The sequence below is a fragment of the Thalassospira mesophila genome (assembly GCF_002115755.1).
Lineage (GTDB): Bacteria > Pseudomonadota > Alphaproteobacteria > Rhodospirillales > Thalassospiraceae > Thalassospira > Thalassospira mesophila.
Window position 1 is genome coordinate 47,120 of the sequence record NZ_JFKA01000013.1, and the last position, 20,224, is coordinate 67,343.

At 52.6% G+C, this 20,224-nt stretch carries 23 protein-coding genes; 15 read left to right on the forward strand and 8 right to left on the reverse strand.

What is annotated here, in order from left to right:
• Positions 1-61 precede the first annotated feature (61 nt).
• The gene (gene deoC, locus TMES_RS19385) at positions 62-733 is read right to left on the reverse strand and encodes a deoxyribose-phosphate aldolase (RefSeq protein WP_085585651.1); all 672 of its coding nucleotides are present in this window, start codon (positions 731-733) and stop codon (positions 62-64) included.
• 280 nt (positions 734-1,013) lie between these two features.
• On the opposite strand from deoC, the gene TMES_RS19390 reads away from it, so the two are divergent.
• Complete coding sequence (locus TMES_RS19390) at positions 1,014-1,772, forward strand: DeoR/GlpR family DNA-binding transcription regulator (RefSeq protein WP_085585653.1); 759 nt, start codon at positions 1,014-1,016, stop codon at positions 1,770-1,772.
• Positions 1,773-1,991: 219 nt separating this feature from the next.
• Positions 1,992-2,615 carry a hypothetical protein gene (locus TMES_RS19395; protein ID WP_143589739.1) on the forward strand — a complete coding sequence of 208 codons (624 nt, stop codon included), beginning with the start codon at positions 1,992-1,994 and terminating at the stop codon, positions 2,613-2,615.
• A 348-nt stretch (positions 2,616-2,963) separates the two neighbouring features.
• Here TMES_RS19395 and TMES_RS19400 read toward each other — a convergent pair whose 3' ends face one another.
• Positions 2,964-3,581 carry an undecaprenyl-diphosphatase gene (locus TMES_RS19400; protein WP_085585657.1) on the reverse strand — a complete coding sequence of 206 codons (618 nt, stop codon included), beginning with the start codon at positions 3,579-3,581 and terminating at the stop codon, positions 2,964-2,966.
• 202 nt (positions 3,582-3,783) lie between these two features.
• On the opposite strand from TMES_RS19400, the gene TMES_RS19405 reads away from it, so the two are divergent.
• The 4 genes from TMES_RS19405 (at position 3,784) to TMES_RS19420 (ending at position 7,283) form a co-directional block, all read left to right on the forward strand.
• Positions 3,784-4,020, forward strand: a complete 237-nt coding sequence (locus TMES_RS19405) for a hypothetical protein (RefSeq protein ID WP_143589740.1) — start codon at positions 3,784-3,786, stop codon at positions 4,018-4,020.
• Between the two features lie 181 nt (positions 4,021-4,201).
• Entirely contained in the window at positions 4,202-4,879 is a 678-nt protein-coding gene (locus tag TMES_RS19410) for a winged helix-turn-helix domain-containing protein (RefSeq protein ID WP_085585661.1), read from the forward strand.
• The gene (locus tag TMES_RS19415; protein WP_085585663.1) at positions 4,866-6,242 is read left to right on the forward strand and encodes a sensor histidine kinase; all 1,377 of its coding nucleotides are present in this window, start codon (positions 4,866-4,868) and stop codon (positions 6,240-6,242) included. The genes TMES_RS19410 and TMES_RS19415 overlap by 14 nt, the downstream gene beginning before the upstream one ends.
• Positions 6,243-6,503: 261 nt before the next feature.
• Complete coding sequence (locus tag TMES_RS19420) at positions 6,504-7,283, forward strand: COG4705 family protein (RefSeq protein ID WP_085585665.1); 780 nt, start codon at positions 6,504-6,506, stop codon at positions 7,281-7,283.
• A gap of 89 nt (positions 7,284-7,372) precedes the next feature.
• Here TMES_RS19420 and TMES_RS19425 read toward each other — a convergent pair whose 3' ends face one another.
• Together TMES_RS19425 and TMES_RS19430 are read right to left on the reverse strand one after the other, a co-directional pair.
• Positions 7,373-7,939 carry an iron transporter gene (locus tag TMES_RS19425; RefSeq protein WP_245835520.1) on the reverse strand — a complete coding sequence of 189 codons (567 nt, stop codon included), beginning with the start codon at positions 7,937-7,939 and terminating at the stop codon, positions 7,373-7,375.
• 35 nt (positions 7,940-7,974) lie between these two features.
• Complete coding sequence (locus TMES_RS19430) at positions 7,975-9,378, reverse strand: 4Fe-4S binding protein (RefSeq protein ID WP_245835521.1); 1,404 nt, start codon at positions 9,376-9,378, stop codon at positions 7,975-7,977.
• A 283-nt stretch (positions 9,379-9,661) separates the two neighbouring features.
• Between TMES_RS19430 and TMES_RS22840 the strand changes: the two genes are divergently transcribed.
• A complete protein-coding gene (locus TMES_RS22840; RefSeq protein ID WP_158091277.1) occupies positions 9,662-10,057 on the forward strand; it encodes a PepSY domain-containing protein in 396 nt (131 codons plus the stop codon).
• Positions 10,058-10,251: 194 nt separating this feature from the next.
• On the opposite strand, the gene TMES_RS19440 is transcribed toward TMES_RS22840, so the two are convergent.
• The gene (locus TMES_RS19440) at positions 10,252-11,142 is read right to left on the reverse strand and encodes a helix-turn-helix domain-containing protein (protein ID WP_085585668.1); all 891 of its coding nucleotides are present in this window, start codon (positions 11,140-11,142) and stop codon (positions 10,252-10,254) included.
• 184 nt (positions 11,143-11,326) lie between these two features.
• Here TMES_RS19440 and TMES_RS19445 point away from each other — a divergent pair, with 184 nt between their 5' ends.
• The 8 genes from TMES_RS19445 (at position 11,327) to TMES_RS19480 (ending at position 18,428) form a co-directional block, all read left to right on the forward strand.
• Positions 11,327-12,349: a TRAP transporter substrate-binding protein gene (locus tag TMES_RS19445; protein ID WP_085585670.1), complete on the forward strand. Its 1,023-nt coding sequence runs from the start codon at positions 11,327-11,329 to the stop codon at positions 12,347-12,349.
• 100 nt (positions 12,350-12,449) lie between these two features.
• Entirely contained in the window at positions 12,450-12,977 is a 528-nt protein-coding gene (locus TMES_RS19450) for a TRAP transporter small permease (RefSeq protein ID WP_169718856.1), read from the forward strand.
• Positions 12,977-14,257 (forward strand): TRAP transporter large permease, encoded by a 1,281-nt coding sequence (locus tag TMES_RS19455; protein ID WP_085585672.1) that lies wholly within the window; start codon positions 12,977-12,979, stop codon positions 14,255-14,257. The genes TMES_RS19450 and TMES_RS19455 overlap by 1 nt, the downstream gene beginning before the upstream one ends.
• A gap of 11 nt (positions 14,258-14,268) precedes the next feature.
• A complete protein-coding gene (locus TMES_RS19460; protein ID WP_085585673.1) occupies positions 14,269-15,114 on the forward strand; it encodes a dihydroorotate dehydrogenase electron transfer subunit in 846 nt (281 codons plus the stop codon).
• Positions 15,108-16,052, forward strand: coding sequence for a dihydroorotate dehydrogenase (locus TMES_RS19465; protein WP_085585675.1), 945 nt, complete (start codon positions 15,108-15,110; stop codon positions 16,050-16,052). The genes TMES_RS19460 and TMES_RS19465 overlap by 7 nt, the downstream gene beginning before the upstream one ends.
• Positions 16,049-17,332: a Zn-dependent hydrolase gene (locus TMES_RS19470; protein ID WP_085585677.1), complete on the forward strand. Its 1,284-nt coding sequence runs from the start codon at positions 16,049-16,051 to the stop codon at positions 17,330-17,332. The genes TMES_RS19465 and TMES_RS19470 overlap by 4 nt, the downstream gene beginning before the upstream one ends.
• Positions 17,333-17,396: 64 nt before the next feature.
• The gene (locus TMES_RS19475) at positions 17,397-18,092 is read left to right on the forward strand and encodes an orotate phosphoribosyltransferase (protein WP_085585679.1); all 696 of its coding nucleotides are present in this window, start codon (positions 17,397-17,399) and stop codon (positions 18,090-18,092) included.
• Positions 18,093-18,107: 15 nt separating this feature from the next.
• A complete protein-coding gene (locus TMES_RS19480; RefSeq protein ID WP_085585681.1) occupies positions 18,108-18,428 on the forward strand; it encodes a hypothetical protein in 321 nt (106 codons plus the stop codon).
• A gap of 146 nt (positions 18,429-18,574) precedes the next feature.
• Here the strand turns inward: TMES_RS19480 and TMES_RS19485 are convergent, their stop codons facing one another.
• The 3 genes from TMES_RS19485 to ric all read right to left on the reverse strand — a co-directional run bounded on the left by TMES_RS19485 (position 18,575) and on the right by ric (position 20,012).
• Entirely contained in the window at positions 18,575-18,973 is a 399-nt protein-coding gene (locus TMES_RS19485; protein WP_085585683.1) for a response regulator, read from the reverse strand.
• Positions 18,974-19,177 carry a hypothetical protein gene (locus tag TMES_RS19490; protein WP_085585685.1) on the reverse strand — a complete coding sequence of 68 codons (204 nt, stop codon included), beginning with the start codon at positions 19,175-19,177 and terminating at the stop codon, positions 18,974-18,976.
• Between the two features lie 148 nt (positions 19,178-19,325).
• On the reverse strand, positions 19,326-20,012 hold the full coding sequence (gene ric / locus TMES_RS19495) for an iron-sulfur cluster repair di-iron protein (protein ID WP_085585757.1): 687 nt from the start codon (positions 20,010-20,012) through the stop codon (positions 19,326-19,328).
• Positions 20,013-20,224 lie beyond the last annotated feature (212 nt).

Here is a 20,224-nt window from a genome sequence, read left to right on the forward strand (position 1 = left end):
CCGTTAAAAAGACGGGTAGAAAACCCTGGCGGGTCCAACGGAACCCCCGCCAAATTCTGTTTTACTGGCCGATAATCTTGATGCTGGCACTTGCGCCAATACGCGATGCCCCGGCCGCGATCATTTTAAGAGCATCCTCGGTGGTGCGAACACCACCCGATGCTTTCACACCAAGGTCTGGCCCAACGGTTTTGCGCATCAATGCAATATCTTCAACCGTGGCGCCGCCGCCGGCAAACCCGGTCGAGGTTTTAACAAAATCGGCACCGGCCTGTTTGGAAAGCTCGCACGCCAGCACTTTTTGTTCGTCGGTTAAAAGGGCCGTTTCAATAATAACCTTAAGAACCGCATCGCCGCAGGCGTCTTTTACCGCGGCTATATCGGCACGCACGCCATCAGTGTCGCCACTTTTAAGCAAGCCCAGCGCAATAACCATATCGATTTCGCGCGCACCCTGTTCAACAGCCCAGCGGGTTTCGGAAACCTTGGCCGAAGCCGGGTCAGCACCAAACGGAAAGCACACAACCGAGCACGTCAAAACGTCGGTTCCGGCCAATTCACGCACCACCAGCGGCACATAAATCGGGTTCACACACACCGCCTTGAAGGCATGGGTGCGGGCATCGGTGCATAAGGAAATGATTTGATCAGGCGTCGCATCGGCGGCCAAAAGGGTGTGATCAATATAGGCTGCAAGATCACGCGCAGCGAGCGTATTCTGACCGTTAGACATTTGGACTTTTCCCTAGGTGGCGACCAACAGGCTCGCCACATTTTGTTAACTTTATAACATTTGTTGAAATGATCCTGTCATCGCGCTACCATCAGGTCAAGCCAAAAACATACTTTGGCAGAAGCGTTTCACCTTATTTCCTACCTGATCGTGATCGGTTACTTGTGTTGAAGTGTTTGATGGGAAATGTTCTTCGACAAACTCACTTTAAGCGTGCCAGCGACGCCGCAATGAGATCATATAACGCCCTTGCGCAGGCGCGGCCATGAACGGAGTCTGAATGTCGACAAAATCACTGGACCGAATAGAAACCCTTGCTCGCTCGCTTGAGGTCAGCAACGTGATCCGGTTAAAGGATGCCGCAGACCTTTTAGGGGTATCTGAAATGACGGTACGCCGGGATGTTGCCGCCTGTGAAAATACATTCACCTATCTGGGCGGCTATATTACCCTTAAATCACCCATGGCGGGTGGTTTGGGCTATATCCTGGACCGCGAGCGCAGTGAACACACCGATTTGAAGCGCATGGCGTGCCAGATCGCAGCCCGGCACATCAAACCCGGCGATACCCTGTTTCTGGATTGCGGTACGACCATCCCGTATCTGGCCAATGCCCTGCCAGAAAACAAAGACATTACAGCGGTATGCTATTCAATCAATGTTGCCGAAATTTTATGTAAAAAACGCGGCCTGCGCGTCATCATGCTTGGCGGCATGTATCATGCGTCTTCGGCGTCTTTTGCTGACAGCAACAGTGTGAATGCCATTCTTGATCTTAATATCAACACCGCCTTTATGTCGGCAGGCGGGGTGAATACCACGCGCGGGGTCAGTTGTTCCAACCCGCACGAAGTGGATATCAAAAAAGCGGTCTTGCGCACGGCTGCGAACAAAATTCTGGTGGTTGATTCAACCAAATTCAATGTCATCAAACCAATGCTTTTTGCCAAGCTTGACCAGTTTGACATGATCTGTAGCGATGACCAGTGCGACACTGCACTCGCATCCCAAATCGCCTGTCCCTTGATAAGTGCGTAACGGTTAACGACCGCTATCGCGGCCAAAACCAAACCAGTCGGCAGCCCTGCACTCGCGTGTTTTGTACTTTGGCTCTTCACGCCCTAATCTGAGACCAGCAGGCAGGGTACCATTTTAAAATGGTACCCTGCCTGCTGTGACACCCTAAAATGTTCATGTTTTGTCTTGCATTGGAGTCGCGGCGACTCTATGATTTTGTTAGGTTTCCATGGTGAGAACATGCAAAATCCCTATCTTGATCGACTTCAGTCCGCTGCCCAGAAAAGCACCCGCCCGCGATTTGCCAGCGCCCTTATTCTGGTGTTGCTGGCACATGCCCGCGATAACGGTTTGATTGACGCCAGCCGGGCCGAACTTGCCGCGGCCGTGGATCGCAGCCATGCCTATCCGGCGCGCAATCTGGCCCGCACTGAACGGTTGATTGAACGACAGCGAGACCTCGACCTTCAGCTTTTGCAACTTGAAACGTCGCATGCAAACGGCCACATTTCCTATAACCAGATGCGGCAAGCGCGTGAACGGGCGATTGACAGTTTTTTAAAGGAAGTCCGCTCGCCAACGCTGGCAAATGTGTCGCGGGTGTTAAACGAGCTTGTACGAGGCGGGTTATTGTCGGTGCGGTATATTGACGCGCTGGGGGAATATCATCCGGTTTCGGCCAGGGGCCGCTTGGCGGAATACCGGCTTACACCGCCAAATTCATTTCATCTGGACCGTATGCCAGCGGCTGCCCGGCAAAATCAAACCAGCATTAATGAAACTTTTTCGCAGCAATTTTTGCTTAACAAGCAGAACCACAGCGTAAAATCCGTCCCGCACGCCATCCAGCTCGATTTGCTATAAATTTCCGGCCCTGCATTGGCTTTAATCCGCGACCACCGACGTCATCTGGCCGCTGCTACCCGCACCACACCTTAGGGTGTCACAAATGACACTGTTAAATATCGGCCCTAAAACTGGTAGCAATGAACGGTGGTTGTCCCTCGACTGTGCATCAGCTTTCTCGTCATTGTGAAAGTATCCATGACCACGACGGTAGGTTGGTCTATCACGGTGCGACCTCAACCGAAGTGCTTGCGCCATACCCCGCCCTACCATCATGAACGGCAACCGTAACGCTACCAAACAACGCTCGAAAACGGGGTTTGCGCGAACGATAGACACAAAAGATGGAGGGCCGCTTTCCTCCGCCTAATCACGGACCCAGCCGCGCCGGATCGGCCAGGAAAAGACACGGCGATAAACCGGCGTCACCAGCTTTGGCATGATGACCCCGTTTACATAGGGCCAAAGTGGCATTGAAATAACCGTCGCGACGGCGGCTACGATAACGGCACCGATCATATCAAGCGGAAAATGAATACCCAGATAGATACGCGCCCATGCCACCGGAACGGCCATCGCGCCAATGACAAGGCCACTTTTGCGCCCGCCCCGCCAGCACACCAGCCCAATCGCAATACCGGCCAGAAAGGCAATATGGTCACTGGGGAACGAACTGTCTGCAGCGTGGGTCACAAATGTATGGCCCAGCGGGATCATAAACGGGCGCGGATGAAACCAGACCAACGGGATCAACTGATTGATTAGCAGCGCAATTTCGGCAGCAACAAAAGCCATCAACAGGCCACCGCGCCGGGCAGGGTCGCCGCGCAGCCACAGCCAGACCAACCATACTGGTACCAGATAAATTGCATCTTCTGCCAACAGGCGGGCAATGGCCAATATTGTAAAGTCGGGGTTTTGCGGGCCGTTTAGAACCAGAAAAAACTGGCGGTTCCAATGTTCAATAAAATTGGCAATTTCCATTAAAGACTATTCTTTCGTCACTTGCTGTCGACATTTAAAAATTTTGGCGTTTGGCACCCGCCAATCACACCCTGAAACGTGACATTTTGAAGACGCATTTCCAATAAACGCCTGCAACTTACAAATTTGTAAGATTTCAGCAAACCGGTCGCGATGTTCCCGGGTCATAACCATGATGCCCCTGCAAACCAAGAGGAATGCGATGAAGATCATTGTGCAAAAAATACGCATGATTGGTGCTGTTATGGTCTGCGCTGTCGCGGGCGGCATCGCCGTTTGTTTACTGGTCGCAACGGCTGCAATGATTGTGCTGCGCACGGCGGTTACAAACATGTTGCCAATAACCCGTATGCCGCCTCACGCAAGAACACGCACGGGCCAAATGACGATGAAAAATGCAATTGATGTAGAGTACGAAGATATCGCACCAACCAACTGATACCAGTCCGCCAAGACGCCCGCCGCGTAAGAGCCATGTTGATCGTTTGCGTTCAATGAAGTTTGCTATGACGCGGATAATGGAATAACCGGGCAAACCTGTTATTGTCATATCATCAGCCATGGCATGACGACGAAACCCGGCACCATACACCACAGCATAATGCGAGACCGCAGCCATAATGCGCATATTACTCATTGAAGACGATGAAAAAACGGCCACTTATATCGCGTCCGGCTTTCGCGAAAACCGCCATGTGTGTGACTGCATCACCGATGGGCATGATGGCCTTTTTCAAGGCACGCGCGAGAAATATGATGTTGTCGTTGTTGATCGCATGTTGCCATCGCTGGATGGCCTGACCATTGTTAAAACAATGCGCACCGCCGGGGTAAAAACGCCGGTGATTTTCCTGACCTCGGTTGGGGGCATAGATGACCGGGTTGATGGCCTTGAGGCGGGCGGAGATGATTATCTTGTCAAACCGTTTGCGTTTTCCGAATTACTTGCCCGGGTAAACGCCCTGTCGCGCCGTCCGCCATTTCAGAACGAAAAAACCACCTTGCAGGTAGATGATCTGGAAATGGACCTGATCCAGCGCCGCGTTAACCGCCAGGGTCAGGAAATTAGCCTGCTGCCCAAGGAATTTACCCTGCTGGAAGTTCTGATGCGCAATGAAGGGCGCATTGTAACGCGAACAATGTTGTTAGAACGGGTTTGGGATTTTCACTTTGATCCCAAAACCAGCGTGGTCGAAACCCATATCAGCCGCCTGCGGGCCAAAATAGACAAACCCTTTACCCATCCGCTTCTTCATACCGTACGCAGCACCGGATATTCCCTGCATGCACCGCGTTAACTTTGTTCGCAGCACCGCCTTTCGGCTGGTGATGGCAGTGACGTTTTTGTTTTTGCTGGCCTTTTTCCTTGCCAGCCTTGTGACCTACCGGGTCATGAATACCGAGCTGGAAAACTGGCAACACCGACGGATCGAAGAAATTTTTTCGCTGATTTCGGAAATAGGCCCTGGTCCGGCAGACGAGGAAATTATTGAAGCCGTTAGCCAGCGTGCCAATGCCGCCCGCAATTTCGGCCAAATTTTATTGTTACAAAACAATGCCGGGCAGCGCATTGCCGGGAACATTGCCGCCGGTCTTGCCCCACCATTCGGATGGTCAACAACCACTGGTGCCGCCTTTGGCCTTGATGCCGACATTCCCTATCGGCTGTATCGTGGAATCCTTGACCATTACAGTCTGACAGTTGGCATAAGCGGCGAGCAGATCAGCGAAATCGAAGAAATTGTTTTACAAAGTTTCGGTTGGGCATCAGTCGTTGTGATCCTGCTTGCGACAATTGGCGGAGCGGCTATCGCCTCGAACACCCAGCGCAGGCTGGATAAAGTTCGTGAAACCATGAACGAAATTGCAGCAGGACGACTTTCGGCGCGCATTCCCGTACAAAAAAACGAGGATGACATTGCCCTTCTCTCGGGCGACATCAATATTGCGCTCGAACGGCTGTCATCGGTAGTTGAGGGCATGAAACAGGTCAGTGCCGATATCGCACACGACCTTAAAACACCGCTGAACCGGTTAAAAATACTGATCAATTCCGCATCCGACCTGCATGCACGCGGTGAAACAATAACCGACGACCTCGAAGCCGCCCAGGCGGAATGTGACCGCATCAACGCCACCTTCGACGCCTTATTGCGCATTGCCCAGATTGAAACCGGCGCGCGGCGCGCCCGTTTTGCAAAGGTCGATATTGGCGATATCCTTGCCAATGTTGCCGATATCTATGAAGAAGTTGCAAAAGACGCCGCCATGACCCTGACCCATCAAACCACATCTGGTGTCGGCGTCGGGCCCGCCATCCCCGGTGATCGGGAACTTTTGACCCAGTTATTTGCCAATCTGATTGAAAACGCCTTGCGACATTGCCCGCAGGGCACCCGCATTTGCTGTTCATGCGCGCAAGACAGCGCAGGAAAAACTGTGGTCACAATTGCCGATAATGGCCCCGGCATCCCCCGTTCTGAACGGACAAACGTTTTGCGCCGCCTGTACCGTTTGGAAAAAAGCCGCACAACAGATGGCACCGGACTGGGGCTTAGCATGGTAAAGGCCATTGCCGATTTGCATGGGGCTGAACTGCACCTTTATGACAATGAACCGGGTTTACGGGTGCAAATTTCGTTTCCCACACCGGCCCGCTAACCCCCTATCCTGACACAGCCATGATGCTCGCAGCACACGCGACAGATGACGGTGCTAGAAACGCGCCAAGCATCATGGTTCGCCCGAGCAGACAAAGCTTTACGGTGCCGCTTTGGTCGGGATCTTACATTTTTGTATGATCACCGAAAGCCGGGCGCGATTTTTCCATCTTAGAAGGATGCAATAACGCTGGTGGCGCCAAGTGGCGACCAACCCGCCTTTTCATGCGCAATATTGCCCTTCCTGATACGGAGAGCCGACATGGCTTTGCTTAAAGATACACCCGGCGAACAAATTTTTAACAAGGTACCGGAAGTAACGCTTTATTTCTGGATTATCAAAATTATGGCAACCACCGTTGGTGAAACGGCGGCCGATTATCTCAACGTCGATATGGGTTTTGGCCTGACCGTCACCTCGTGGATCATGGCGGGCCTGTTGATTGCCGCCCTGCTTGTGCAAGTCAGCAAGAAAAAATACGAACCATGGATTTACTGGTTAACCGTCATCCTGATCAGCATTGTCGGCACCCTGATCACGGACAATCTGGTCGACAATATGGGCATCAGCCTTGAGGTTACCACCGTCGCGTTCAGCATCGCCCTGGCGATAACATTTATCGCGTGGTTCTGCGCGGAACGCACCCTGTCGATCCATTCGATTTATACAACACGCCGTGAAATATTTTACTGGTTAACCATCCTGTTCACCTTTGCGCTGGGCACAGCAGGCGGCGATCTTGCATCCGAGGGGCTTAACTGGGGTTACGCCCAATCGGCCCTGATTTTTGGCGGGCTGATCGCCCTGACAACACTGGCTTTTTACTTTTTGCGCCTTAATGCCGTACTGGCCTTCTGGATTGCCTATATTCTGACACGCCCGCTTGGCGCGTCCCTTGGCGATCTGATGTCTCAGCCCCCCAGCGAAGGTGGGCTTGGCCTTGGCACATTTGAAATCAATGCGGTTTTCTTTGCCGTCATCATCGCACTGGTCGCGTTTTTGACCGTTACCCGCAAAGACCAGCTTCCCGTCACCGATTAAACAAACACAGTTTAAAACCCCGCCCAACAGAAAAGAACGTGAAATGCATATGGCGTTCCACGTTCTTTTTCAGTCGCGATGCGGGCCGGTTAATACCCCCCTTTTTTGCCTGCACCGGCAAAAATAAACGTCCCGTCATAATCAAACGGCTGCCACCACGGGGCGACGCCGGTTTCCTTGTCCACATGGTGCATGAAATGGCCGCCTTCTGGTGGGTTAATGTGAAATGTTACATGATATTCACCCGGGCCATCGAGTTTAACGTTGGCACCATAATGCGGCCCGTCCGAGGCCACCATCGCCATTAGTTTGCCGGCCTGGTGCCAATCACTGCCGGTTCGCTCAAGCTGATAATCAACATCAAGATACGGGATCCATGCATCTTCGTAAAAACCGTTGGCATTGGTCGGCAGGGCGGCAATATCAGCTTCGAGATGGATATCGGTTTTATCGGCTTCCTGACCGGGCATTGCCGGTTCCATCACCACCGGCTGCAGGAATACACCCAATATATGCATGCCGTTTTTGTTCAGCAATTCACCAGCCGGTTGCTCGCCCGCCGAAGCTGACACGATAAAGCCAAAAGTGCCCGCCAGCATCACGGCAGAAGCCACGATAGTGCGTCGCATTCCTGGTAAATTGACAGATTTCATCATCAAGTCTCCTTTTACAGTTCGAAAAAATCTGGTGCCTAGCCAAACAGGGCCGGGTACCAGGCAGACGCAAGAAACACACTGCCCGCTGCACCACACAACAAGGGTCCGACACGGGAAGATCCCCGCACGCCAAACGATGCCAGAATGCGGTTGCCCAAATGCAGGCTCCAGCCCGCGCCGCTAACAAACAGCAGTAATTTCACGGTTGTAATAAATGCTGGTGAGAGGCCTAAAAGGGCAAGGTTGATAAAAGCCCCGTTGCCAAGCCCCAACACCAGACTAACAAGGCTAACCGGCGCAACCTGATAGCCAAGGGCGACAAAACACTGGTGAAATGTGCCTGTGCCACCGGCACGGCGCACCAGCCACGCCGCCACCCCCGTGGTAAATGATAAAACCAGCGTGCAGATCATGATCCAGCCGGCCATGTACCCGGTAATGGTCAAAAAATCGACCCAGCGAAAAACCTCCCGTTCTTCGGAAAAAACCGCCATCAGCCATGAAGGTCCGGGGCTGCCAACCCACAGCCAGCCCCGTTTAATGGCCTCGGTTGCCAGCCACAGGCGAAAATCCTGATAACTGCCAAGCACCAGCCACAAAAACCCGCCCAGTGCGACACCAGCACTGATGAACAAAAACAGGACTTCTGCCAAATTACCGTTGTGATGCCGGATGGTTTCCAGTTCGGCACCGGGGCGGCGCAATTGCACCTCAAGTCCACCCTTGGCATTGGGGCTGACACAACGGAAACATTCAATGCAATGGCGGCTTTCGCTTTTGCGTTTCAAGTCGATCATGGTCGGGCACGCCGTGGCCTCGGTCCACCGGTCGCCACCTGCGACAAACCGTTTGGGCTTGAAATCAACCGCGCCAAGGCGGGCATAAACCCCTAATAACAACCCGATCGGGCACGCATGGCGACACCACACCCGTTTTTTGCGGCCAAAAACCAGTCCACACACAAAGGCTGCCAGCATGACACAGCCAAACAGAATGGCCGCCGATTGCGCATGATCACGCGCACCAAGGGTTTGCGCCCATATTGTGACAAAAACAAAACTGACAATCGGGGCCGCCGGTGATTTAAGCCAGCCGGGAACACGCCGCCCAAGCCCACGACCGCTGGCCCATTCAGATGCTGCCCCCATGGGGCAAAACAGGCCGCACCAGCTTCGCCCGGTGACAACAACCGACAACAAAACCAGCGGAAACCACGCCCCCCACAGCAAGGAATTGGCGAATAATTGAAAGTTATCAAAAACCCGGCTGTGTTCTAAAGGCGCGGGTAAAAACGGCGGCACAAAAATAAGGACGATGAATACGCCAAACATGCCGAGGTGAACCAGGCCAAGATGGCGCCGGTTTTTGCTAAAGAAATTTTCAATCGCACCCGCAAATCGCTGTGTTCTGGAAATTTTGACGAAATTCAGCGCGTTCATGGCCCACATCACACAGATAATGACAATTATTATCAATAGCGCCGGGCCACCCCGAAATGCCTTGATCCACGTCAAGAATTCTTCCCACACCGGGCCACAGGAACATCGTGCGAGCATGCGTCCCACGCGCTACACAACAGCCATTACCCGTGAGAAGGCGGCGAGACACGGCACAGCAACCACCATACATTTTTGTATTTACCGCGAAATCTGGCGGAAAAGCGGGTGCCGTAATGTCGCATCTGACAAACGGGCATCGGGCCCGTCAACCACGGAGGATTTCATGAAAAAGATCACACTTATTGCGCTGACCACCCTGACCGCCGGGCTCGGTTTTGTCGCCGTAACCCCGGCGATGGCGTCTTCATCGCAAACCAATGATGACGCTGCCGAAGTTTCGGCCTTAACCCACGCCAAACTGTCGGCACAAGACGCCATTGCCATTGCGATCAAAGCAATGCCGGGCAAGGTCGCCGAATTACAGCTCCGCGTTAATGACAACCGCGCGCGTTATATGGTTACCATTCTTGATGCCGACGGCGTCGAACATGAAATGCTGGTAGATGCGAATAAAGGGGACATCATCAAACAATCTAACGGTGATGAAGAAGCGGACGGCGAAACCAATGACGACGACGGTGACGGCGACAGTTTGAATGACACACCGAAAAACAATTAACGCTGTGCGCCCCTTTTTGTACAAAAAGGGGCGTTCCCCCTCTGATCATTATACCAATTATAAAACACAAATGCTCCGCCCCCGCTATGGCAATAGCAGCGGAGAAAAGACCGGACAAACCCGGTTTGTTATGCATCAACGGGAATGAAGACGAAACACCGACAGGACATGTAACTTCAGTTACAGTGCCAGGCTTACAAGCTGGCCCCAAGAATTTGCTGCTCGATATAATCAGCACCTTCTTCGCCTTTAAGGCTTCTTCGCCACAGCCGGTTGGTCATTTCGGTATAAAGTTCGATGGCTTCGGGCGCGGCACTTACAGTTGCCACCCCCAACCGGATATTGGCAAACGTTCCCAGCCGAAACGGGCTTACCACAACACGGGTTTGGGTACCCTGTTTGAACAATTGAAACGTGGCACCGGGCATTGAATCAACAATCACACCAACCTGCGTGCCGATTGGCTGATCGCGCAAAATTCTGGCGATATTTTCAATTTCCCGACGGGCGACATCGCGGCGAAATTCCTGATCGGCGCGAGAAGGCTCGAACGTGCCGACAAATCCTGTCCGCATGAATTGCGCCAGCTCTGCCGCACAGACCAGACTGACAGTATTGGGCATACGCTCGCGGAAATTTTTTTTGCGCTGTGACAGTATTTTCAAAAGCGTATCGATATCTCGCAGGGCGGCTGCCCTGTCGGATGCATCATCGGGAATGCTTTCGGCCAGAACCGTAGGCAGTAATTCGTCAAAGCTGCCGGTTGTCAGTAAATAGGATACCGGGTCAAACAACATGCTGATGTGATCAGCGTTTTCCTCAAGCTGGCGCATACGCTCGAAAAAACTGACGGCAGAGCCGATATATTCAACACCAACACCCAGCAAATTGGGCAAAGAAACCCCCAATCCCTCGGCAATTTTGCCCAAGGTATCAAGTTTTGGCGGATGGCCACCTTCATACCGGTAAATAGCGGCCCGCGAGACCCCGATGCGCGCAGCGAGTTCTTCGGGCGTCATGCTTTTTCCCATACGGAAAGCCTTGATACGCTGGCCAATATCCCCTGCTTCGATTTCTGCTGTCATTTATCTGTGGCCGCACTTGTTTCCGCATTGCCGATCAGCATTACTATAGCGCAAAATTTGCAAAAGTCTCAATTTTTAAGATTTTGAGAAAATTTTCTCGTTTTTGAGAAAATTATTGACTTATGCGATAAAGCCGCAAAGATGGTCCTTTACGATTAATAGTCACTTCATCAGGGGGCAAATAATGAAATTTACCGCAACATCCAAAATCCTCGTTGCAGCACTGTGTATCTCGGGGTTGAGCACAGTATCGGCACAGGCAGCAGAATTCGTCGCCAAAATCGGCCATCTTGAATCCGCAGCGCAAAGCCGGAACATCTATCTTGAAAAAGTTGCGAAGCTGGTCAATGAACGCACCGATGGCAATGTCGAATTTGATATTTATCCGCAGGGCCAGTTGGGCAACCAGCGCCAGATGACAGAAGGCACCCAGCTTGGTGTGCTTGAAGCAACGGTTTCACCGGCTGCTTTTTTGGGCGGCTTTAACCCGGCTGTTTCCGTTCTTGATATTCCCTATCTGATGCCGCAAGACACCAAACAGGCGCAGGCTATTCGCGATAGCGCCTTTGGCAAGGAATTGCTGGCGTCATTTTCGGCCAAAGGTGTTGTTGCCATTGGCCTGTGGCCGAACGGCTTTAAGGAATTTACTTCCAATAAACCGATCGACACCTGGAAAGAATTCACCGGCCAGAAATTCCGCGTTATGGATTCAAACATCCTGATCGAACAGTTCAAGGCGATGGATGCTTCGGCGATTTCGCTGTCATTTGGTGAATTGTATTCAGCCCTGCAAATGGGTGTGGTCGATGGCCAGGAAAATCCGCTCGATACCATCGAACGGATGAAATATTATGAAGTCCAGAAGAACCTTGTGATTTCCGATCACGGTGCCATGGAAGACGTTATTTTGTTCAACCCGACTTTCTGGAATTCCATGCCGGAAAACTACCGCAAAATTATCGTCGATACCTTCCATGAAGTTATCCCGGACCTGGTCAAGGACAAGGCCGAACGCGTTGCTGCCGCTCTTGAAACAATCAAGAAAAACGGCATGAATGTACGTGTTGCGACCCCGGAAGAACGCGAAACCCTGCGCGCCGCCATTTATCCTGAAACCAAAGCCGCCTATATCGAACGCGCAGGCGATGAAGGCAAAAAGCTGGTTGATCTGTACGAACAGGCCTACGCCAAAGTTTCTGCACAATAATTCTGTCTGGCGGCCCGTCTGAAATTCGGACTGGCCGCCATTTTTCTTTTTTCATGACCCAAATCAGTCGGCAATTATTCCCTTGCCGAGGAGAATTTCTATGGCGATGCTCCTGCACATTCTCAGAACCACAGAACGCATCTTTCTGGTGACCATCTTTTTGCTGATGGTTGGTTTGTTTACCCTTGGAGTGGCCGTGCGTGAGTTTTCGCCACAACATGCCAGTGACTTTGCCTGGATCGAAGAAGTCGTTCAGATGCTTAATCTGTTTCTGGTTTTTTGCGCACTGGGGCTGGCCCTTGAACGCAAACGCCATGTTGGCGTCACCACATTTCGCGACGCCCTTTCGATTAAAAAACGTAAAATCGTCTTTCGCCTGATCGATAGTATTGGCCTTCTTTTTTCAATTTATCTTGTCACCCTTGGCGTTCAGATGGTCCAATTCGTACTGGCATCGGGTCAGCGCAGTGCAACCCTGAACATCCCCATGGGTTGGATTTATATTGCCCCGACCATTGGCTTTGCCCTGTTAGCCTTGCGCTATGCCCTTAGTCTGGCCGGGGTTATTGACCGCTTTTCACCCGACCCGGCATCGGCCGAGCATGCATACGAAGAAGGGGCAGCATAATGTTGTTTGTAATCATTGGCGCCACCCTTGCCTTGATGCTGCTGGGTTTTGAAATGCTGCTGGTCCTGGGCATTCCCACACTGGCGATCAAGGAAGTGTTCTTTCACCGCCTGCCCGACGTGGTTTTTGTACAAAAATTGCTGGGCGGGATCGACCATTCAACCCTGCTGGCAATTCCGTTTTTTCTGTTTGCAGCCCAGTTAATGGCATCGGGCCAGATTACCCGACGCCTGATGGATCTGGTGCGGACCTTTGTAGGCCACACAAGGGGTGGCATTGGTCATACGGCCATTGGCGGGTCGATGGCCTTTGGCTCTGTTTCGGGTTCGGCCCCGGCCACGGTGGCGGCCCTTGGCGGCATGGTTTATCCCGAATTGCGCAAAAGCGGTTATTCCGAAAAATTCAGCCTTGGTCTGATTGTCTCAAGTGCTGAAACCGCCCTTTTGATCCCGCCTTCCATCACTTTTATCGTTTATGGCTGGATGACGGGCACCTCGGTTGCCAAACTTTTTGCCGGTGGACTTGCGATTGGCGTTGTTCTGGCCCTGACCTTTGCCGTGCTGGTCATGGTCCATGCCTCGCGCCAGAAGGTTACTGCCGCCCCGCGCGTGCCGTGGCCGCAGCGCCTTGATGCCTTGCGCGCTGCTGGCTGGGCATTGGGCATGCCCGCTATTATTCTGGGCGGCATCTATTCCGGGGTTTTCACCCCGACCGAGGCCGCAGCCGTCAGCGTGGTTTATGCCATCTTTGTTGAAGGCATTGTATACCGCGAACTGACCTTCACCCGTCTGGTCGATATTTGTGAAGCCAGTGCCATTTCAACAGCCGTAATCTTTGCACTGCTTGCCTTTGGCGGGGTGTTGTCGTTTTTTGTCACGCTGGCACAGGTTCCCACGGCCATTTCCGGTTTTCTGGCCGCCATTCATGCCGGACCGGTGCTATTTTTGCTGATCCTGAACGTCTGCTTTCTTATTGCGGGCATGTTCATTGATCCCAATTCGGCATTACTTATTTTGGTGCCGCCGTTATTTCCGGTTGCCACCAGCCTTGGCATTGACCCGGTTCATCTGGGCATGATCGTCACCCTTAATATCAGTCTGGGTATGATCACCCCGCCGTTCGGGCTGGACCTGTTTGTGGCATCGTCAACGCTAAACAAACCGGTCACCCGCATTATCGCCGGGGTCTGGCCGTTTGTTGTCGCCAATCTGATCGCGCTGACAATTGTGACCTATGTGCCGCAAATATCACTTTTCATTCCCCACCTGCTGTTTAGGTAAGGAAACGTCCCATGACTGTCGCTGTTGTTGATGTCACGCCGGGGATTGTTCCGGCGAACGAACAGGTGTTCGAAACCGAATGCCAAGTCATAAGCAATTCTCCTGTCAATAATGACTACCGATTGCTTGTACTTGCCGCCCCGGCGGAAATTCTGAACTGCACGCCGGGCCAGTTTTTTCACCTGCAATGCCCGGTGCGCGAAGGTTTGCAACCCTATTTGCGCCGCCCGATGAGCATCTATGGCTATTTCCCCGAAAAGGGCGAGCTGCAGTTTCTTTATAAAATTGCCGGTACAGGTACCGCTGCCCTTGCCACCCTGGCACCGGGCGAACCGCTAAACGTTGTCGGCCCGCTTGGCCAGGGCTTTGATATTCGCGATGACTGGCAAAACCTGTTATTGCTGGCGCGCGGTGTTGGCCTCGCTACGCTTGCGCCTTTGGCCCTTGAAGCCCACAAACGCGGCAAGACCCTTACGGCTATTTGCAGTGCCCGCTCGCCCGAAATGCTGATGTCGATCGACTATTTTCGTGATCTGGGTGCCAATATCATTACCGTTACCGACAGCGAAGAAACATCCGGTCTTGAAAATCTGGAAAAGCTGATTGAAGGGCTGATCGCCACAAACGGCATTGATGCATTTTATACCTGTGGCTCCAACCGGTTGCTGAAATTGCTGCAAACACTGGGCGCGCGCCATAATATCTCCGGCCAAATTGCGCTTGAACAGCAAATGGCCTGTGGCCTTGGGATGTGCCAGTGCTGTGTCAGATCGTTTCAGTCGCCAACCGGCATTGTTCATAAACGGGTTTGCAAAGAAGGGCCGGTATTTGACCTGCAGGAGGCCATGGGATGGTAGATCTTTCGGTACAGATTGGCGATTTGCGCCTGAAAAACCCGATCATGCCCGCATCAGGCACGTTTTCCGAAGACCTTGCCACCATGCTCGATATCAACACGTTGGGCGCGCTGGTAACCAAAACCATTACCCACGGCATTCGTCAGGGTAACCCGACCCCGCGCGTGTGCGAAGTTGCCGGATCGATGCTAAATTCCATTGGCATTCCCAGCAAGGGTGTCGATTATTTTCGCAATGTCACGGTGCCGTATTACCAGGCCTATGACAGCCCGCTGGTGGTCAGCATTTCGGGCAATACCACCGACGAGTTCGCCCAATTGTGCGAAGCCGTCAGTGTGCCCGGCGTTGCCGCCATCGAAGTGAATATTTCGTGCCCCAACATCGAAGAGGACGGCAAGGCATTTGCCATGCGCCCCAGCTCCACGCTGGACGTCATGCGCAAATTACGCGCCGCCACCGACCTGCCGCTTTGGGCCAAATTAACCCCCAATACCGGCGAAACATCCGACGTTGCCCGCGCCGCACAAGAAGGCGGGGCCGATGCCCTTGTGGTGTGCAATACCATGCTGGCAATGTCGATTGATGTGCAGTCGCGCAAACCCCGTTTGGGCAACCTCATGGGCGGGCTTTCCGGCCCGTCGTTAAAACCGATTGCCTTGCGCATGGCCTATCAGTGCGCCAAGGCGGTTGATATTCCCGTTATTGGCTGTGGCGGCATTTCCACCACCGAAGATGTGCTGGAATATCTGATCGCCGGGGCAAGTGCGGTACAGGTTGGCACGGCGACCTTCATCAATCCTACTGCCATGATCCGCATCATTGCCGAACTTGAAGCCTATATGGTCGCGTACAATTTTTCGAAAATGACCGACATCATCAACAGTGTTCGCGACGAAGAAGCCGCCGACACCGTTGTCTTCATGGAGACAGCCCCATGAACAGCAGTGTCCCCGTTTCAACATTTAGTGACAAACACCGCGAACAGGTTGCCAAGCTGTTTGACGAAATTGCGCTGCGCACAGCGGACGGTGCCGGTGTCAGCCGCCCGGCATATTCGGATGTCGAAACCCAAACCCTGAATTATCTGATCGATTATGCCAGCCAAAACGGCCTGCATGTTAGCTGGGATGCGGCTCATAACGTGCTGTTCTCGCTGCCCGAAGACAGCGATGCCGAACGTTATTTTCTGGTGGGTTCACACGCAGATAGCGTGCCTAATGGTGGCAACTTTGATGGGCTTGCCGGTATCCTTGCCGGGTTAATATGCCTGGTGCGTGCCAAAACGGAACAGCGTTCGTTTGCCCGCCCGGTCAAGGTTATTGCCTTGCGCGGCGAAGAAAGTGCCTGGTACGGCCCGTGTTATATCGGGTCCAAGGCCCTGTTCGGGTTATTGGGCGAGACGGAATTAAATGCCCGCCACACCGGCGATCATCGCACCCTGGCCGACCATATGGCCGACATTGGCATTGATATGCCCGCCGTAAAGGCTGGTCAGAAATTGTTTGATCCCGACAAACTGCTTGGTTATGTCGAAATACATATCGAACAGGGCCCGTTGCTGGTGAAAAAAGACCTGCCGATTGCCAATGTTTCGGGCATTCGCGGCAATTTCCGCCATAAAAAAATTACCTGTATTGGCGAAGCCGGCCATTCGGGCGCAGTGCCCCGCGCCTATCGCCGCGACCCTGTGTTGGCCATGGCCGAGCTGTTCACCCGCCTTGATGACGATTGGGACACCATTTTACAAAAAGGCGACGATCTGGTTTTGACCAGTGGCGTGGTTGGCACCGACCCGTCCATACATGCCATTGCCCGTATTCCCGACAGTATTTCGTTCAGCCTTGATGTTCGGAGCCAGGACAGTTCTACATTGGATGCCATGCGCGATCTTTTAAGCGCGCATATGGGCATTGTTGAACGGAACCGGAAAGTTCGCTTTGAATGCGACGATGAACTGTGGGTTACCCCCGCAATTTGTGATGACGATGTGGTGGCCGGCATTTCGGCGGCCATGCGCCGACTGGGCTTTGAAGACTATGTCATGCCCAGCGGGGCGGGCCATGATGCCGCCGTGTTTGCCAATAACGGTGTTCCGACGGGCATGATTTTTATACGCAACCAGAACGGATCGCATAACCCTTACGAAGCGATGGAAATTGATGATTTCATGGCAGCCAGTTCAGTTCTTTTTGACTATCTTCTGCATCCGGTTGCATAAGCACAGGGAACCGACCCGGTTATTGTCGCAAGGCGTGGCTGCCAACCCATTGTAAGGATAAAAAATGTTCTCCAACGCTTTTCCCGAACGTGCCTTGATGGCGGAAATGACCGCAAAAATGCTGCTGGAAATTGGTGCCGTGCATTTTCGGGCCGACAAACCGTTTACCTTTACATCGGGGCTGGCCAGCCCGGTTTATATTGATTGTCGCAAGCTTATTTCCTATCCCGGGATTCGCATGACTTTGATGGATTTCGCCGCATCGCTGATTTTACGCGATGCCGGATTTCAGAAATTTCAGGCGGTTGCCGGTGGGGAGACCGCCGGTATTCCCTTTGCCGCGTGGCTGGCCGATAAACTTGTTTTGCCCATGCAATATGTGCGCAAACGCCCCAAGGGGTTTGGCCGCGATGCCCAGATCGAGGGGGACATTGTCGAAGGTGCGAATGTTTTACTGGTTGAAGACCTGACCACCGATGGCGGCAGCAAAATTAATTTTTGCGAGGCATTGCGCCGGGCCGGTGCCAATGTCACCGATACGCTGGTGATTTTTTATTACGATATTTTTCCCCAGACCCGGGAAAAACTGAAAGAACACGGCCTTGAACTGCATTGGCTGGCAACTTGGTGGGATGTTCTCGCTGTGTGCAAAGCCCAGAATTATTTCGACCCCAAAACCCTTGATGAAGTTGAAGCCTTTCTCACCAACCCGACGAAATGGTCGGGCGAGCATGGCGGCGCAACCGAAATTTCGATCTAACCGAGGAAACAGAACATGTATGATAAATTGATCACTGTGATGCAGGGCGATGCCCTTGGCGTTCAGGCCTATGAAGAATGTGCGCGCATTGCCGAAAAAGCCATTCGTGACCAGCCCGAAGCCGCGGCCCCGTTTTTGCTGCTGGGCATGATCGCCAGCCGCTTTATCGACGCCTATCGTGACCAGCCGCTGTCGCGCAAAATTGCCGAAGACCAGGCAAAAAGCTATATCGCGCTTTGCACGGCCTTTCGCGAAGCCTTTGAAGGCGGATCAGACGCAGATCGCATCAAGGTGCTTAACGACACCGCATATGCCATCAACACTGAAAATCTTTGATATTTTCTGTGCTGTTTCTGGTGGCAAGATAACATTAAAATCCCCTTTCACCGGGGGATAAGCGGTGTGGGCGGCATATTCGGCCACACCGTGGTTCATTATCCACCCGCCGAAATGCCCCAAAGCACAGGTCAGTGTTCGGGGCATTATTTAGAAAATGAACTTGCCCATATCTGGCGGATACTCTGGGGTACCTTGCGCAAATCCCACGGTTTGGGGATAACCCCTGCACAGCCGATTTCTGCGAATATTTTTAAATCTTCGGCGCTATCGTGGCTGGTGGAAAAGATAAACGGAATATGGCAAGTAGCAGGATCATCGCGCAGTCTAAGCGCAATGTCACGGCCACTGATGCCGGGCAAAACATCGTCCAGCATCACAAGCTGCGGCTGTGAAACTTTCAGTTCCTCGAAAAAGCTCGCGCCATCAGGAAAAATCGTCACCTTGAAATTATCAAGTTCTGTTAATGCAACCTGAATGATCTGGCTCATAAAAGGATCATCATCCACAACATAGATGGATTTGAGTTCAGGTATTTGTTCCATTCAGCCCCAACATGCAAAACCCGATACCGGCTTCATCCGTTTCCCCGCAACAAAACCAGCCAGAACCGTGATACCGGGCAGAACCGGCAGCATACCATCACGCCCGACAAACTCTGTCTCGAACACAGGGTTAATCTTGTAATACGGGTTTGCATCTTCGTCAAAAAAGATCGACAACGACAGTTGCACAATACCCGCACGCAACAACTCCGACTTGATATAATCACAGGTTGCAAAAAATCATAGCACCAAATTTTAATTTTTACGGTGCGCAAACATGATGATGTTAAGCGGGGCTGGCAAGCATTTTGCCACCTGAGGCTGAAGGGGCAAAATCGGGAAATAATCGGAGTTAACTTTCAAACCGGGGAAACAAAACCCTGTTTTCCAGATAAATATGCGCGACCAGATCCTCGATCAGTTTTTCGACACTGCGATAAAGACGCTGCCACGAGCGGCATGCCCCGTCTGGCAATGTTAAATGATTGGTCAGCGCTTCAAGGCGGTGCAAATATTCACCCTGGGTTTCGTGTTCCACCCGCATTTGCAGGATCGGTCCCAAAAGCATGGTACTTTTTTTATACATGGCGGGAAACAGGACTGTTTCTTCCTTGGCCATATGGTCGTCAAGTTCAATAGCCATTTCTTCCAGTGCCACCGCCAGACCAAGCGGACAATCGGGGTGATCGCCATGCACTGTTTCAACCTTGCGGGCCAAAGCAATCATATCGGGGAGCTCGGCCCGGTGGGCCTCGTGATAACGGTCCAGAATAAACGCAATCAGGGTAACATCATCTTCCGCGACCGGTAGCGACAGCGGGTTCGCACCCGCAAGCTGGCGAAGTTCGGCTTCAACTGTGGCAATATCTGCGCCGCGTTTTAAAACCGCGTTTTTCAGGATCGCATCGCCGTGGCAACAAAAATTGATCCGGTGATGACGAAAAACCCGTGTTGCGCCGGGTATTAACGCCACCAGTTCGGCGACCGGCCGGTTCGCCATTTCAGTTATGCCGCTGGTCTGGGCGATTTCATCACACATATCAGTTCCATTCACATAAAGCATATTTCTTTTAATAAGACCCATTTTGTTTGTTTTTGGCGTGTCGTTTGGCAAGGCACAGCGCGCTGCGCGATGCGGCGCATCGGGCGAGCGGTGTAACGCCGCCAAACACCGCCAAAAACAAACCCTGCGGGCCGGTGCAGTCTACCGCCTGGCCGCGTCGAAATCCTTGTCCGTAAACCCATTACGCT

Excerpts from the sequence above, each read along its gene's own strand:
- TMES_RS19440 (WP_085585668.1), bottom strand. The coding sequence starts at position 11,142 with ATGACAGCAGAAATCGAAGCAGGGGATATTGGCCAGCGTATCAAGGCT.
- TMES_RS19475 (WP_085585679.1), top strand. The coding sequence starts at position 17,397 with ATGTTCTCCAACGCTTTTCCCGAACGTGCCTTGATGGCGGAAATGACC.
- TMES_RS19425 (WP_245835520.1), bottom strand. The coding sequence starts at position 7,939 with ATGATGAAATCTGTCAATTTACCAGGAATGCGACGCACTATCGTGGCT.
- TMES_RS19430 (WP_245835521.1), bottom strand. The coding sequence starts at position 9,378 with ATGAACGCGCTGAATTTCGTCAAAATTTCCAGAACACAGCGATTTGCG.
- TMES_RS19390 (WP_085585653.1), top strand. The coding sequence starts at position 1,014 with ATGTCGACAAAATCACTGGACCGAATAGAAACCCTTGCTCGCTCGCTT.
- TMES_RS19460 (WP_085585673.1), top strand. The coding sequence starts at position 14,269 with ATGACTGTCGCTGTTGTTGATGTCACGCCGGGGATTGTTCCGGCGAAC.
- TMES_RS19450 (WP_169718856.1), top strand. The coding sequence starts at position 12,450 with ATGGCGATGCTCCTGCACATTCTCAGAACCACAGAACGCATCTTTCTG.
- TMES_RS19410 (WP_085585661.1), top strand. The coding sequence starts at position 4,202 with ATGCGCATATTACTCATTGAAGACGATGAAAAAACGGCCACTTATATC.
- TMES_RS19405 (WP_143589740.1), top strand. The coding sequence starts at position 3,784 with ATGAAGATCATTGTGCAAAAAATACGCATGATTGGTGCTGTTATGGTC.
- TMES_RS19400 (WP_085585657.1), bottom strand. The coding sequence starts at position 3,581 with ATGGAAATTGCCAATTTTATTGAACATTGGAACCGCCAGTTTTTTCTG.
- ric (WP_085585757.1), bottom strand. The coding sequence starts at position 20,012 with ATGTGTGATGAAATCGCCCAGACCAGCGGCATAACTGAAATGGCGAAC.
- TMES_RS22840 (WP_158091277.1), top strand. The coding sequence starts at position 9,662 with ATGAAAAAGATCACACTTATTGCGCTGACCACCCTGACCGCCGGGCTC.
- TMES_RS19455 (WP_085585672.1), top strand. The coding sequence starts at position 12,977 with ATGTTGTTTGTAATCATTGGCGCCACCCTTGCCTTGATGCTGCTGGGT.
- TMES_RS19445 (WP_085585670.1), top strand. The coding sequence starts at position 11,327 with ATGAAATTTACCGCAACATCCAAAATCCTCGTTGCAGCACTGTGTATC.
- deoC (WP_085585651.1), bottom strand. The coding sequence starts at position 733 with ATGTCTAACGGTCAGAATACGCTCGCTGCGCGTGATCTTGCAGCCTAT.
- TMES_RS19395 (WP_143589739.1), top strand. The coding sequence starts at position 1,992 with ATGCAAAATCCCTATCTTGATCGACTTCAGTCCGCTGCCCAGAAAAGC.
- TMES_RS19485 (WP_085585683.1), bottom strand. The coding sequence starts at position 18,973 with ATGGAACAAATACCTGAACTCAAATCCATCTATGTTGTGGATGATGAT.
- TMES_RS19420 (WP_085585665.1), top strand. The coding sequence starts at position 6,504 with ATGGCTTTGCTTAAAGATACACCCGGCGAACAAATTTTTAACAAGGTA.
- TMES_RS19470 (WP_085585677.1), top strand. The coding sequence starts at position 16,049 with ATGAACAGCAGTGTCCCCGTTTCAACATTTAGTGACAAACACCGCGAA.
- TMES_RS19415 (WP_085585663.1), top strand. The coding sequence starts at position 4,866 with ATGCACCGCGTTAACTTTGTTCGCAGCACCGCCTTTCGGCTGGTGATG.
- TMES_RS19480 (WP_085585681.1), top strand. The coding sequence starts at position 18,108 with ATGTATGATAAATTGATCACTGTGATGCAGGGCGATGCCCTTGGCGTT.
- TMES_RS19465 (WP_085585675.1), top strand. The coding sequence starts at position 15,108 with ATGGTAGATCTTTCGGTACAGATTGGCGATTTGCGCCTGAAAAACCCG.